The sequence below is a fragment of the Streptomyces sp. SID13726 genome (assembly GCF_010548375.1).
Lineage (GTDB): Bacteria > Actinomycetota > Actinomycetes > Streptomycetales > Streptomycetaceae > Streptomyces.
Window position 1 is genome coordinate 28283 of record NZ_JAAGLY010000024.1, and the last position, 13712, is coordinate 41994.

General features: G+C 71.1%; 13 protein-coding genes. 5 read left to right on the plus strand and 8 right to left on the minus strand.

The window, feature by feature from the left end:
* Window positions 1-25: 25 nt before the first annotated feature.
* On the minus strand, window positions 26-892 hold the full coding sequence (locus tag G3I78_RS38670; protein ID WP_164433594.1) for an SDR family oxidoreductase: 867 nt from the start codon (window positions 890-892) through the stop codon (window positions 26-28).
* Window positions 893-977: 85 nt separating this feature from the next.
* Here G3I78_RS38670 and G3I78_RS38675 point away from each other — a divergent pair, with 85 nt between their 5' ends.
* The gene (locus G3I78_RS38675; RefSeq protein ID WP_164433595.1) at window positions 978-1904 is read left to right on the plus strand and encodes a cyclase family protein; all 927 of its coding nucleotides are present in this window, start codon (window positions 978-980) and stop codon (window positions 1902-1904) included.
* A 348-nt stretch (window positions 1905-2252) separates the two neighbouring features.
* Here the strand turns inward: G3I78_RS38675 and G3I78_RS38680 are convergent, their stop codons facing one another.
* The 3 genes from G3I78_RS38680 to G3I78_RS38690 form a co-directional block, all read right to left on the minus strand.
* Window positions 2253-2714, minus strand: a complete 462-nt coding sequence (locus tag G3I78_RS38680) for an ATP-binding protein (protein WP_164433751.1) — start codon at window positions 2712-2714, stop codon at window positions 2253-2255.
* Between the two features lie 509 nt (window positions 2715-3223).
* A complete protein-coding gene (locus tag G3I78_RS38685) occupies window positions 3224-4096 on the minus strand; it encodes an acyl-CoA dehydrogenase family protein (protein WP_164433597.1) in 873 nt (290 codons plus the stop codon).
* Between the two features lie 122 nt (window positions 4097-4218).
* Window positions 4219-5352 carry an acyl-CoA dehydrogenase family protein gene (locus tag G3I78_RS38690; protein ID WP_164433599.1) on the minus strand — a complete coding sequence of 378 codons (1134 nt, stop codon included), beginning with the start codon at window positions 5350-5352 and terminating at the stop codon, window positions 4219-4221.
* 138 nt (window positions 5353-5490) lie between these two features.
* On the opposite strand from G3I78_RS38690, the gene G3I78_RS38695 reads away from it, so the two are divergent.
* Window positions 5491-6999 (plus strand): AMP-binding protein, encoded by a 1509-nt coding sequence (locus G3I78_RS38695; RefSeq protein ID WP_164433601.1) that lies wholly within the window; start codon window positions 5491-5493, stop codon window positions 6997-6999.
* On the opposite strand, the gene G3I78_RS38700 is transcribed toward G3I78_RS38695, so the two are convergent.
* Window positions 6978-7490, minus strand: coding sequence for an EF-hand domain-containing protein (locus G3I78_RS38700; protein ID WP_164433604.1), 513 nt, complete (start codon window positions 7488-7490; stop codon window positions 6978-6980). The genes G3I78_RS38695 and G3I78_RS38700 overlap by 22 nt on opposite strands.
* Before the next feature lie 161 nt (window positions 7491-7651).
* Window positions 7652-8032 carry an STAS domain-containing protein gene (locus tag G3I78_RS38705; RefSeq protein WP_164433606.1) on the minus strand — a complete coding sequence of 127 codons (381 nt, stop codon included), beginning with the start codon at window positions 8030-8032 and terminating at the stop codon, window positions 7652-7654.
* A gap of 315 nt (window positions 8033-8347) precedes the next feature.
* Here G3I78_RS38705 and G3I78_RS38710 point away from each other — a divergent pair, with 315 nt between their 5' ends.
* Both G3I78_RS38710 and G3I78_RS38715 read left to right on the plus strand, forming a co-directional pair.
* Window positions 8348-8938, plus strand: a complete 591-nt coding sequence (locus G3I78_RS38710) for a sigma-70 family RNA polymerase sigma factor (protein WP_164433608.1) — start codon at window positions 8348-8350, stop codon at window positions 8936-8938.
* 155 nt (window positions 8939-9093) lie between these two features.
* Window positions 9094-10626 carry an MDMPI N domain containing protein gene (locus G3I78_RS38715; RefSeq protein WP_164433753.1) on the plus strand — a complete coding sequence of 511 codons (1533 nt, stop codon included), beginning with the start codon at window positions 9094-9096 and terminating at the stop codon, window positions 10624-10626.
* Between the two features lie 165 nt (window positions 10627-10791).
* Here G3I78_RS38715 and purU read toward each other — a convergent pair whose 3' ends face one another.
* The gene (gene purU, locus G3I78_RS38720; protein WP_164433610.1) at window positions 10792-11673 is read right to left on the minus strand and encodes a formyltetrahydrofolate deformylase; all 882 of its coding nucleotides are present in this window, start codon (window positions 11671-11673) and stop codon (window positions 10792-10794) included.
* Between the two features lie 46 nt (window positions 11674-11719).
* Complete coding sequence (locus G3I78_RS38725) at window positions 11720-12220, minus strand: hypothetical protein (protein WP_164433612.1); 501 nt, start codon at window positions 12218-12220, stop codon at window positions 11720-11722.
* A gap of 118 nt (window positions 12221-12338) precedes the next feature.
* On the opposite strand from G3I78_RS38725, the gene G3I78_RS38730 reads away from it, so the two are divergent.
* Window positions 12339-13709: an ABC transporter substrate-binding protein gene (locus tag G3I78_RS38730; RefSeq protein ID WP_164433614.1), complete on the plus strand. Its 1371-nt coding sequence runs from the start codon at window positions 12339-12341 to the stop codon at window positions 13707-13709.
* Window positions 13710-13712: the final 3 nt, after the last annotated feature.

Sequence of the window (13712 nt, forward strand, 5' to 3'; positions counted from 1 at the left end):
GCAGCCGACAATCCCCAAGCACCCCCTAGGCACCCGGCCCCGAAAGCAACGGCATCGGATCCACCCCCACCGACCCCGGCAAGAACTCCGCGATCATCGAGGGCGTCCACCCGCCGGAGGCATACGCCGCCCGCAGCTCCCGAGGCTGCGCCCACACCGCGATCTTCGCCCCCGCCACCGTGTACACCTGCCCGGTGATCTCCTGAGCGCGCGAGGACAGCAGATAGACCACCATCGCGGCCACATCCTCCGGCTCCCCGATCTCCGCCAGATCGAAGGGGACGTTCGCCGACATCCGCGTACGGGCGACCGGCGCCACCGCGTTCGCGGTCACCCCGTACTTGTGCATGGCGAGCGCCGCGCTGCGCACCAGCGAGATGATCCCCCCTTTCGCGGCACTGTAATTGGCCTGCGAGAACGACCCCTGATGGTTCCCGCTGGTGAACCCGATCAGCGTCCCCGCCCGCTGTTTCCGCATCACCGCGGAGGCCGCCCGGAAGACGGTGAACGTGCCCTTCAGATGGGTCGCGAGGACCGGGTCCCACTCCTCCTCGGACATGTTGAACAGCATCCGCTCGCGCAGGATCCCGGCGACGCACACCACCCCGTCGATCCGCCCGTAGGAGTCCAGCGCGGCATCGACGACCCGCTGTCCGCCCGCCATCGTCGAGATGTCGTCGGCGACGGCGACGGCCTCACCGCCGGCCGCCTCGATCTCCTTCACCACCCCCGAGGCGATCTCGCTCGCGGGGGACGCCCCGTCCACGGAGACGCCGTAGTCGTTGACGACGACCCGCGCGCCCTCGGCTGCCGCGGCCAGCGCGACCGCCCGTCCGATCCCCCGCCCCGCGCCGGTCACGGCGACGACCCTGCCTGCCAAGAAGTTCCCCACGCCCGGCCCCTTCCCGCGGTTTCTGACGGACCGTTAGATTTTATGACCCGTCAGATGTGCGGACACAAGCCCCGGGGAGGGCCCGATGTCACTTCCGGCCGCGTTCCACGACATCGCCAAGCGCGTGAACAACTGGGGGCGTTGGGGAGCCGACGACGAGATCGGCACCCTGAACCTGATCACCGACGAGGTGGTCCGCGAGGCGGCGGCGACCGTCCGCACCGGCCGTCGCGTCCCTCTCGCCCTCCCCCTGAAGCAGGACGGCGTGCAGACCGGGATGATGCCGGGCCGGGTCAACCCGCTGCACGCGATGGTGCAGATCAACCAGGAGATCTTCGGCCCGGGGACGGTCGCGTGCAGCGACGACGCCGTGACCATGGGGCTCCAGGCGGCCACCCACTGGGACGCGCTCACCCATGTCTCGCACTCGGGTCTGCTCTACAACGGCCGCCCGGCCGGCTCCATCACCCCGCACGGCGGCGCCGGGTTCAGCGGAATCGAGAAGGCGCGGCACGTCGTCTCGCGCGGGGTGCTGCTCGACGTGGCCCGCGCCCGGGGCGTGGACCGGCTGGACGGTGGTCACGCCGTGACCCCGGAGGACCTGGAGGCCGCCGAGGAGTTCGCGGGCACGCGCGTGCGTGCCGGTGACATCGTGCTCGTAAGGACCGGGCAGGTCCAGGTGTACCTGGCCGGGGACAGGGAGTCGTACGCCTATCCGTCGCCGGGTCTCTCGGTCCGTACCCCGGAGTGGTTCCACGCGCGCGATGTCGCGGCGGTCGCGAACGACACCCTGACCTTCGAGATCTTCCCGCCCGAGATCGAGGACCTGTGGCTGCCGGTGCACGCGCTGGACCTGGTGGAGATGGGGATGCTCCAGGGCCAGAACTGGAACCTGGAGGAGTTGTCCACAGCCTGTGGAGAAGCGGGGCGCTACGCGTTCCTGCTGTCGGCGATGCCCGAGCCGTTCGTCGGGGGCACCGGAACGCCCGTGGCCCCCGTGGCCGTTCTCTGAGGAGGTCGGCCGGCGGCGCGCAGGCCCGCCCCGAGCTCGGCATCGCGCGCCGCCGTCATCGGTTCCCCTCCGCCCTGAGAGAACCGACACCGCACCACGATCCACACTCGCCGAGGGCCTCCGTCACCGAAACCCCCGCCGTCCCCTCACGGCGAATCGCTGACCACCAGCGTCATCAATCGAACACACTGCGTCAACACCCGCACGGGGATTTATTGCTTACGTCCGCTTTGCCGCAGCCGCGCACGGGTGCACGTCCGGCGCACCGGCTCACCAAGAGGCAAGGGGAGACAGCGGTTTCTGCGGCCGTGCACCGGATCTGCCGGACCTTCCGCGCCCGTGCGCCGGTCACACCGCTTCGAACGCGAACCCCTCGTAGGCGGTGGCCTCGATGTCGTAGGCCGCCGCACTCTTCTGCGACTGCTCGCAGCGGTCCAGCTCGCACCAGATGCTCTTGCCCGAGCCCTCGACGCTCCAGCCCCAGCGGTCCGCGAGGCCGTCGACGAGGGCGAGGCCCCGGCCACCGGTCGCGTCACCGTCCACACAGCGCGGCACCGGCGCCCGGCCGCTGCGGTCGGCGACCTCCAGGCGGACGGTGGCCGACTCCTCCTCCGCACCCGGCAGGGACAGCCGCAGCACGGCCGGACGACCGGTGTGCACCACGGCGTTGGTGACCAGTTCGGACACGAGCAGGATCAGGGTCTCGGCGAGCGGTTCGTCAGCCCCTATCCCGGACCCGGCGAGCCGCGAACGGGCCCACCGCCGGGCTCGCCCCACCTCTGCGGGGTCGGGCCGGATCTCCAGCTGCACTTGAAGCACCTGCACCGCTCACACCATCCGAACCGGCGGGCACATGGCCTCGCGCCTCACGAGGGCCACGATCGTAGCCATTTTTTGCATGACCAGAACAATGGCCAAAGCCGGGGTCACAGAACGTGAATCCCTTACGGGACAGCATGGTTGACGTACAGTCACGCCAACAAGCGCTTCGGGCATATTCCAGCGCGAAGGAGTACCCGTGCGGGATACTGTGCGACGCTCGTCGCGGGGGATCGAACAGGCGGTGGCCACAGGCTCTCCCGCCCTGCGAGCAGCGGCGCGCATCGCCGGGTCCGGGGCCGCCCCATCGGCAACACCGGCATGGCTCATGCTCCGAACCACTCGCATCTCACACAAGGTACCGGAGCACGCCGTCGACTCCAGGACGTGACGAGTCACACATAGGACACAACCCGATATCAACGCTCCGTGATTCCGGTATGCCACAATCCGCGACATCCGCGCCGGGCTTCCCGGAGACCGGGCAGGCCGAGGGCGGCTCAGGCCAACAGATCGACGGCGAGCAACTCCTCACTCTCCGCTCCGCCACCGCCCCGCCGGGCCCGCACCCAGGCCCGCTTGAGATGCAGATGCACCTCGGCCTCCCAGGTGAACCCCATCCCGCCGTGCACCTGGAGACAGTCCCGGGCGCCCCGCTCAGCCGCCTCGTCGGCCAGCAGCCGGGCCGCCGCGATGTCCACCGGGTCGGCGGTCACGGCGGCCGCGTACACCGCCGCCCGAGCCGTCTCCGCCCGCACCAGCATCCCCGCACACAGATGCTTCACCGCCTGGAACGCCCCGATCGGCTGCCCGAACTGCTCCCGGGTCCGGGCGTGTTGCACGGCCAGCTCACACACCCGCGTGGCGGTCCCGAGTTGCTCGGCAGCGGTCAGCAGCACGGCCACGGGGTCGAGGTCGGACGCGCGCGCCCCGGGCACCCGATGCAACGGCGTCAGCGGATCGACCGACTTCAGCGCTACGGCCCCTGCGGCATCCCCCCGCACCACATCGGCCTCGTCCAGCCACTCCACGAGTCCGCCCGGATCGACGCCGGCCACGACGACCTCCCCCTCGACGACGCCGACCTCGACGCCCGCCGCGAGATGAGTGGCCACGAGAGGCCCGGGCAACAGCACCCGCCCGGCCTCCTCGAACACCAACACGGCCTCCGCAAGCCCGAGTCCGACCCCGCCGTCCGCCTCGGGCACCCGCAGCGCGAAGAACCCGGCGACCCCCAACTCCCGCCACAGCCCACGGTCCAACCCGGGCGAGTCCACGGCAGCACGCAGTGCCTCCCCGTCGAACCGCCGCGAGAGCAACCCCCGCACGCCGTCCCGCAACGCCAGCTGATCATCTGTCAGTTGAAACCGCATGCCACGGCCCCTTCTCAACACCGGTAACGGTGACCTACCCAGGGGCGCGGGGCTGTATCGATTTGCGGCTCCGCCGCGTGGGCGCGACCAGCCACAGACGACCCGCACCCGGCACACAACCGCTACCGCCCCTTCGGCAATCCGAGAATCCGCTCGGCCACGATGTTCCGCTGAATCTGCGAGGTCCCGGCAGCGATCGTGTACGACAGCGACGACAACCGATCGAGCACCCAGCCCCGTTCGAGATCCAGCGACTCCACACCCAGCACCTCCCCCGCCACCTCGTACAACTCCTGCCGCGCATGCGAGTACCGGAGCTTGAAAACCGACCCCCCCACCCCCGGCACCCCACCACTCACCTCCGCCTCACTCACGTTCCACTGCGTGAGCCGCCACAACGCCCTGAACTCGGCATTGAGCCGCCCCAACCGCCGCCGAAGCACAGGATCGTCCCAACGCCCGTTGCCCCGAGCCGCCACGGCAAGCGACCGGAGCACCCGCCGACAAGCGACCACCTCGCCCACAAAGGCGGTCCCCCGCTCGAACGACAGCGTCACCATCGTCACGCGCCACCCGTCGTTCTCCTCCCCCACCCGATTCCCCACCGGCACCCGCACCTCGTCGAGGAACATCTCGGCGAACTCGGCGGACCCGGCGAGCGTGCGGAGGGGACGTACGACAACACCCGGCGCGGACATGGGCATCGCGAGCCAGCTGATCCCGCGATGCTTGGGCGCAGCCGTATCCGTGCGCACCAACAGCTCGCACCAGTCGGCCACTTCGGCATGCGAGGTCCAGATCTTGGACCCGGTGACCACGTACTCGTCGCCGTCCCGCCGGGCACGCGTCCGCAGCGAGGCGAGGTCGCTCCCGGCGTCCGGTTCGCTGAACCCCTGGCACCAGACCGACTCGCCGCGAAGGATCGGCGGCAGCCAGCGTTCTTGCTGCTCGGGCGTGCCCTCGGCGGCGATGGTCGGCCCCGCGTGGAGGAGTCCGACGAAGCTCGCCCCCACGTAGGGCGCGCCCGCCGTCTCGGTCTCCTCCAGGAAGATCAGCCGGGTCGTCGGCGAGGCGTCCCAGTGCACATGCCCGTACCCGGCGTCGTAGAGCATCCGCTGCCAGCCGAGGTCGTAGGCCCGGCGTCCGGGCCAGTCCTCGGGGGACGGTTTCGGGGGCAGGGTGGGGAGCGCCTTGGCGAGCCACTCGCGCAGCCGCGCCCGGAACTCCTCCTCCTCCGGCGTGTACGCGAGGTCCATGACAGCCGCCCCTATCTGATGAACCGTCAGATCCTGGAAGGCTAAGTCCCGCACCCCTGGACCGACAAGGCGTCGAGCCCTACGCTCTGCGCACCATCTGACTACCCGTCAGCTCCGTTGATCCGCAAGGGGGCCGCCGTGAACGACACCGCCCACGCGCTCAGCGCGTCCCGCACCCTGTGGGAGCTGGTCTCCCGCCGCGCCGACCTGACCCCCGACCGCCCGGTCCTCCTCCAGGACGACCGCACGCTCACGTTCGGAGAACTGCGCACGCGTGCCGAGCGGGTGGCGGCGGGGCTCCACGACATGGGCGTACGCCCCGGCACGGTGGTCGCCTGGCAGCTGCCCACCCGGATCGAGACGGCCCTGCTCTCCTTCGCGCTGGCCCGCCTCGGCGCCGTGCAGTCGCCGGTGATCCCCTTCTACCGGGACCGCGAAGTCGGCTTCGCGCTGCGGGAGTCGAAGGCGGAGTTCTTCGCGGTGCCGGGCGTCTGGCGCGGCTTCGACCACACGGAGATGGCCCAACGGCTCAGCGCGAAGGGCGTCTTCGAGGCGTACGACGACCTCCCGGACGGCGACCCGGCCGTGCTGCCCGCCCCGCCCGCCGACGGCACCTCCGTGCGGTGGATCTACTGGACCTCGGGCACCACCTCCGACCCCAAGGGCGTGCTGCACACGGACCGTTCGCTGATCGCGGGCGGCTCCTGCCTCGCGCACGCGCTGCACCTCGCGGCGGACGACGTGGGCTCGATGGCGTTCCCGTACGCGCACATCGCGGGCCCGGACTACACCGTGATGCTGCTGCTGTACGGCTTCCCCGCGGTGATGTTCGAGCAGTTCGCGCTGCCGGACGCGCTGGAGGGCTACCGCAGGCACAAGGTGACGGTGGCGGGCGGTTCGACGGCGTTCTACTCGATGTTCCTCACCGAGCAGCGCAAGCGGCCCGGCGAGCGGATCATCCCGACGCTGCGGCTGCTCGCCGGGGGCGGGGCGCCCAAGCCGCCGGAGGTGTACCACGCCGTCGTACGGGAGTTGGGGGCGCAGCTGACGCACGGGTACGGCATGACCGAGGTGCCGATGATCACCATGGGCGCGCCGGACGACACGGCGGAGAACCTGGCGACGACCGAGGGGCGGCCCCCGGAGGGGATGGCCGTGCGGATCGTGGACGGGGAGGTGCGGCTGAAGGGGGAGGCGGTGTGCCAGGGCTATCTCGACCCGGCCCAGACCGCCGAGGCCTTCGACGAGTTGGGCTATCTGCGCACCGGCGACCTCGGGCGGCTCACGGCCACCGGCCATCTGGTGCTCACCGGGCGGCTCAAGGACGTGATCATCCGCAAGGGCGAGAACATCTCGGCGAAGGAGATCGAGGATCTGCTCGCCGCGCATCCGGACGTCGGGGACGTGGCGGTGATCGGGCTGCCGGACGCCGAGCGCGGGGAGCGTGTGTGCGCGGTGGTGGAACAGCCCGAGGGCGCCGGGGAGTTGACCCTGGACGCCGTAGCCGGGTATCTGCGCGCGGAAGGGCTGTCGCCGCACAAGCTGCCGGAGCAGCTGGAGGTGGTGGACGCCCTTCCGCGCAACGAGACCCTGCGCAAGGTCCTCAAGTACAAGCTCAGGGAACGCTATTCGGGGACGGTGAAGTAGCGGGCGAAGGCGGGCACGATCTCGGCCTCGCCGACCTTGCCGTCGCCGTCGGTGTCCAGGGTCGCGGCGGCGGCCTGTGCGAGGTCCTCACCGACGCCGAGGATTCTGAGCACGCGCGCGGTGTCCGCCACGGTGGCGCGTCCGTCGCCGTCCTGGTCGGCGACGGCGATCGCCGCGTGCAGGAAGGGGCGGGCGATCTCGGCGAACCGGTCCGGGTTGTCGCGCAGCCGCTTGACCGCGCCGTTCACGAACTCGTCGCGGGTGATCCGCTGGTCGCCGTCCCGGTCGGCGATGCCGGCCATGCCCTGCCAGAACGCCTCCGCGCCGATGTACAGCGCCTGTCCCTTGTCGGAGCGTGCCGTGGTGCCGAACTCCGTGAGCAGCGCCTTGGCCGCCACGTTGAAGTCCTCGCGGTCGATGTAGCCGTTGCCGTCCTGGTCGAAGGTGGCGAACCGGCCGGCGATCCTGCGCTCGTACTCGCTGCTGACCATGTCTCTTCGGGCCGCCTCACATCACGTCGGGTGCATCTGGCACGGAGCGTACGACGCGCGGGGCGCCCCGGGGGCCGGAAGGCGTCGCTTGTGCCAAGACCGGGGGAATTTCGGGACAACGGTGTGGCCGTGCGAGTGCCCCAGGTCACAGCTGTGCCGGTTCAGGCCGAGAGTGGTCCCGCCTCCTCGTCGGTCGCCGAGTCCAGGTCCGGGTGGACCTCGAACAGGCGGCGGACGCCGAGGGCACCGAGGACACGGTTGACGTGCGAGCCGTCGGCGGCGCCCTGGGCCGGGAGTATCAGGCGCAGATCACCCCGGCAGGAGCGGATGAGGCGGCGGGAGGCGATGAGGACGCCCACGCCGCTGGAGTCGCAGAAGTACACCTCGGAGAGGTCGAGGACGAGACTGTGGCGCCCCTCGGCCACCACGTCGTGCACCCGCTGGCGCAGCACGGGTGAGGTCACCAGGTCCAGCTCGCCCGACACTTGGAGCACGGTCCAGTCGCCCTGCTCGTCGCCGGTCACATTGAACGCCACCACCATGCCCTTCGCTCGCCGGAAAGCAACCGGAAGCCTTACCTACGCTTCCTTGCAGCGCGGCTGCCCAGCGGCCGTTCCCTGAAACACAGACCGAGAAACGGGAATCGTTCGAAAGAGGCTTGTTTTAGTCGGCTTCGATCCTGTTCGATCAGGTCTGATCAATCTATGGACGGGTAGAGGAAGGTCCACTACCACTTGCGCCCTCGCGGGGGGCGCGTATTGGAACAAAGGGGCGTGCGCTGTCGGAGGTGCCGACTACATTCGAGGAGACGGTGGGCGCAGGCTTGACTCGGAGACTTCCAGGGGTGAGGGGGCCGTATGGCGAAGAAGGACGCACCGCCCCGCTGGGACCGCAAGATGCAGCAGCGGCTCGCGCGCGGGGAGGCGGCCGCTCTGGGTGAGCTCTACGACCGTTTCGCTTCGCTCGTGCACGGACTCGCCCACCGGGTGCTCGGTGACGAGCGCGCCGCCGACGGCATCACCCGGGACGTCTTCGCCCACGTCTGGGAGCACCCCGAGTCCTACGACCCCAAACAGGGCCCGCTGCGCTCCTGGGTGGCCACGTTGACCCACCGACTCGCCGTGCAGCGGCTGCGCGCCACCGAGACCGCCGCGCTCAGCCAAGGCGGCGAGGGGGCCGTCGCCGACGCCGAGGAGCTGGAGGGCAAGGTCCGCCGGGCCTCGGTCGCGGCCCGCGCCGACTACATCGTCCAGTCCATGCCCACACCGCTGCGCGCCGCCCTGGAGCTGGCCTACTTCCAGCGCCGCGACTACCGCCAGACCGCCACCGACCTCGGCGTCACCGAGGACGAGGCCCGCCGCCGCCTCCGCCTCGGCCTCCAACTCCTGTCCACGGCGCACGACGCCGGAGCGCCGGGCGCGCCACCGGGATACGGGGGCGCGGCGTGAGCGGCCATTTCGAGGTGTACGGCGAGCGTGGCGGGTACGGGGAGCCGGGTGCGCGGGGTTCGGGTGCGCGGGATGCGGGGCTCGGTGGGATGTTCGCCGAGGGGTCCGGGGATGCCGGGGGCTCCGGGGGCGTCCGAGGTGCCGCTGCGGCCTCGCTGCCGGGCGGTTTCGGGTACGACGACGGCGCGGAGGCCTCCGGCGAGCGCGACCGGGGTGGGGCGAGCGGCCCCCGCGCGGGCGGCCCTCATGGGGGCGCTCCTCGTGCGGACTCCCCCGGAAACGCCGTCCCGAGGGGAGCCGGCGCGGGTGATCCGCCCGACCCCGGCGCCGACGGCGCGGGCGGCACGGAAGCGGGCGGGCCGAGTGGCCCCGGCCCCTTCGGAGACCCCGGCGACCCCGGCAAACCCGGTCGCCCCCACGGCCCGGGCGCTCCGGGTGACCCCGGCGGCCCCGGCACCGGCGACAGCTCCGGCGCCGATCCCGGCCGGCCGCCCCGCATACCCCTCCCCCGGGCCTCCGTCGAGGACACCGGGCGGCCGCTGCCCGCGCTGGACGAGCTGCCGCCGCCCGCGCCGCTCGTGCTGGAGCACCGGGTGCTGAAGGCGTTGCTCGGGGCGTGGGCACTGGCCGCGTGTTCGGTGGCGGAGACGGCCGCCGTGGAGGACCACCTCGGGGTGTGCGGCTCCTGCGCGGACGAGGCGCTGCGGCTGCGCGAGGCGGTCGGGCTGCTCCAGCGGCCGGAGAGCCTCGACCTGGACCCCGGTCTGCGCACCCGTGTCCTGGAGAGCTGCCTGGACCGGCGCCCGCCGCGCATCCCGCTGCCCGAGTGGGCCACGCCGTACGACGCCGAGACCGCACGGCTCGACGCGCTGCTCCAGGACTTCGGCGACGCCGAGTGGCACGCGCCCGTGCGGCTGCGGTGGTTCGAGGCCGACGAGGCCACCAGCCGCCGTACGACCGTCGCCGGGGTCATAGCCCACCTGCTGTCGGTCGACGGCCTCGTCGCGGTCGCCCTCGGCCTGGACGACCCGATGGGCGAGATCCCCGCGGGCGCCCCCACACCGGCCGGCCGCACCGAGTCGTACTGGCGCGCCTCGCACTTCCCGCCGACCCGCTCGGTACGGGCGCCGTGGCGCGAGCAGAGCCACGACCTCGTGCGCACGGTGTCCTTCACGGGCAGCACCTCGGGGAAACTCGCCGTGCCCTACGGCGACTTCGAACTCCCCCTGCACGACGCGATGCTGGACCGCGCCTTCGAGTGCTGGGTCCACGCGGGCGACATCGCCGAGGCCGTCGACTACCCCTACGCTCCCCCGTCGCCCCGCCACCTCAACCGCATGATCGACCTGGCGGCCAGGATGCTGCCCGCGGTGCTGGCGGAACGCCGGCGGAAGGGGCTCGCGGCACCGGTACACGGCCGGCACCTGGTGAGCGCGGGCGGCCCCGGCCGGAGTCTGCGGCTGGAGATCGAGGGAATGGGCGGCGGCGAGTGGCTGATCCCGCTCGACTCCCCGGCGGCGGTGGGGTCGGCGGCCCACGAGGTGGCGCATGTCGCGCTGGACGGCGTGGAGTTCTGCCAGCTGGCGGCGGGCCATGTGCCTCCGGCGGAGGCGGCGGCTGGGCAACTCGGTGACCGTGAGGCGATCAGGGATGTGCTGTTCGCCGCGGCGAGCTTGAGCCGTCTGTAGGGGGTGGGTTGCGGGTTCGTCGGCGAGTGCGGGCGATTCGTGGTTGCTCGCGCAGTTCCCCGCGCCCCTGAAAAGCGTCCACTGAAGGTCTTTCAGGGGCGCGGGGAACTGCGCGAACGGCCCCCACCGGCCCGCAGCCGCCCTACGACAGCAGCCCCCGAGCCGTCAGGCGAACACGACCGTCCGTCGGCCGTTCAGCAGAATCCGGCGCTCCGCATGCCACTTCACGGCCCGCGCCAGCGCCTGGCACTCCACATCCCGCCCGATCGCGACCAGTTGGTCCGGCGTGACGTCGTGCCCCACCCGCTCGACCTCCTGCTCGATGATCGGCCCCTCGTCGAGGTCGGCGGTGACGTAGTGCGCCGTCGCCCCGATCAGCTTCACACCCCGCGCATGCGCCTGGTGATACGGCTTCGCGCCCTTGAAGCTCGGCAGGAACGAGTGGTGGATGTTGATGATCTTGCCGCTCAGCTGCTTGCACAGGTCGTCGGAGAGGACCTGCATGTACCGGGCCAGCACGACGAGTTCGACGTCCTGCTCGCGCACCAGCTCAAGAAGCCGCGCCTCCGCCTCGGCCTTGTTCTCCCGCGTCACCGGAATGTGGTGGAAGGGAATGTCGTACGACCCCACGAGCTCGGCGAACTCGGTGTGGTTGGACACCACGGCCGCGATGTCCACCGGCAGCGCTCCGATGCGCGCGCGGAACAGCAGGTCGTTCAGGCAGTGCCCGAACTTGCTGACCATGAGCACGACCCGCATCCGGTCCTCGGCCCGGTTGAGCTGCCAGTCCATGTGGAAGGAGTCGCCGATCGCCGCGAAGGACGCCCGCAGCTTGTCCACCGTGACCGGCGCCTCCGCCGAGAAGTGGACGCGCATGAAGAACAGACCCGTGTCGTGGTCGCCGAACTGCTGGCTGTCCTCGATGTTGCAGCCGGTCATGAAGAGATAGCTCGACACGGCGTGCACGATGCCCTGCTTGTCGGGGCAGGACAGGGTCAGGACGTACTGCTCGGCCGGGGCCTCGGCCCGGGTGGACTGCGCGTTCATGCAGGACAGGGTCGCATATCCCCCGCTCCGGCAGACACCGCGTCCGTCACGCGGACCGGGTCATGATCTGGAGCACCTGGAGCGTGCGCGGCGGCGCCTCGGGGTCCTCCCCGTCGGCCATCGCCATGCGCACGTGCGCGTCCCGCGCCGCCCGCACCGCGTCCGGCCAGCCCGGGTTCTCCATGTACACGGAGACGGGGGCGTCGGGCCCGACCTGGTGCATGATCCGCAGCACCCTGAGGACGGCGGTGTCGACCAGGGCCGCCTCCTGGGAGTCCCGGAAGATCGTGCCGACGTATTTCTCGGCGGACCAGTTGTCCAGCCAGGTGTCCTCGACGAGGCGGTACACGGCGTCGGTGACGTCCCCGTACCCCTCGACACCGGCCAGCCAGACGTTCTGCTGGAACGTGGGGTCGGAGAGCATGTGCAGCGCGGAGCGCACATTGCTGCGCCAGCGCCACCACGGCATGTCGTTCAGTGGCATGCCGCCCATGGTGGAGGAGCGACGGCCGCGACGGGAAGAGTTCTCCGAACCTTGCACGGTCATCGATCGTACGTTCTGCCTCACACGGGGCGCACAGACCCCTCGCTGTTCACCTTTACGTCACCCTTCGTTGACCAAGGGTCACTCCCGAGTTGGCGGTGTGGCGGAAGCGTGTGTGTCCATGACCGGCAGGCGATTCATGCGAAGCACCTTCCTCCCCAAGCACCACCGGCCCGTCAGAGCCACCGTCCTCGCGGCGGGGGCGCTGGTGGCCAGTGCCTCGCTCGCCGCCGGTTGCGGGGTCGTCCCCGGTACCACGGGGGGTTCCGGGGACGACCCGATCAAGGTCATGACCTGGGCCCCGTCGGACACCAAGGCGACCAACAAACCCGGCATGCCCGCCTTCGCCCAGGCCTACGCCCGCTGGATCAACTCCAAGGGCGGCATCAACGGCCGTAAGCTCACCGTCCTGACCTGCAACGACCACAACGACGGGGTGGCCGCCGCGAAGTGCGCCCGGCGCGCGGTCAAGGAGAACGTCGTCGCGGTCATCGGCTCCTACAGCCAGTACGGCGACTCCTTCTTCCCGCCTCTCGAAGGCGCGGGCATCCCCTACATAGGCGGCTACGGCGTCACCAACGCCGAGTTCACCAGCCCGCTGTCCTATCCGGTCAACGGCGGCCAGCCCACGCTGCTCGCCGGACTCGGCAAGGAACTCGCCACGGCCTGCGGAAACGTCACTCTGGTCCGGCCCGACACCATCGCGGGCGACGAACTGCCCGTGCTCCTCGACTCCGGACTGACCACCGGCGGGCACCGGGCGGCGAGCGACATCCGGGCGGCGGACGACGCCACCGAGTACTCGGAGCAGTCGACGCGGGCGCTCGACACCTCGACCGGCGGCTCCTCGGCGGCCGGCACCGCCACATCCGGCGGCTCCGCCTCCGGTTCGGCGAAGCAGGGGTGCGTGGTGCCCGCGCTCGGCGACCGCACCAGCACCTTCATGGACTCCTTCCGGCGCACCCGCGAGGAGTACCCGCAGGTGCGGACCGCCATGGCGATGGGCAGCGTCGACCAGACGGTGATCGACGCCTCCGGCGGGAAGTCCGGGCCGTACGAGGGGTCGTACATCACCGGCTGGTACCCGGTGGAGGGCGACGCCCGCTGGGACGGGATGAAGAAGGTCATCAACGCGGAGGCCTTCGACGACAACCGCATCGACTCGGCGGACGCCGGGGTGCAGACGACCTGGATCGCCTACACCGTGTTCAAGGCGGTCGTGGAGTCGCTGGGCGACGGCCAGGTGTCCGCGGACAGCGTGCGCGCCGCCCTCAACGACGGGCTGAAGATCAGCACCGGCGGTCTGACCCCGACCCTCCAGTGGACCACCCGGGACACCTGGAGCTCCGCGGACGACCTCGCCTCGGTGGGCTTCCCGCGGATGGTCAACGCCAACGTGACGCTCCAGGTCGTGCGCCAGGGCCGGCTCGTGGCGGCCCACAAGGGCTTCACCGATGTGACGAAGACCCTCCAGAACGCGGACGTCGACTGACCG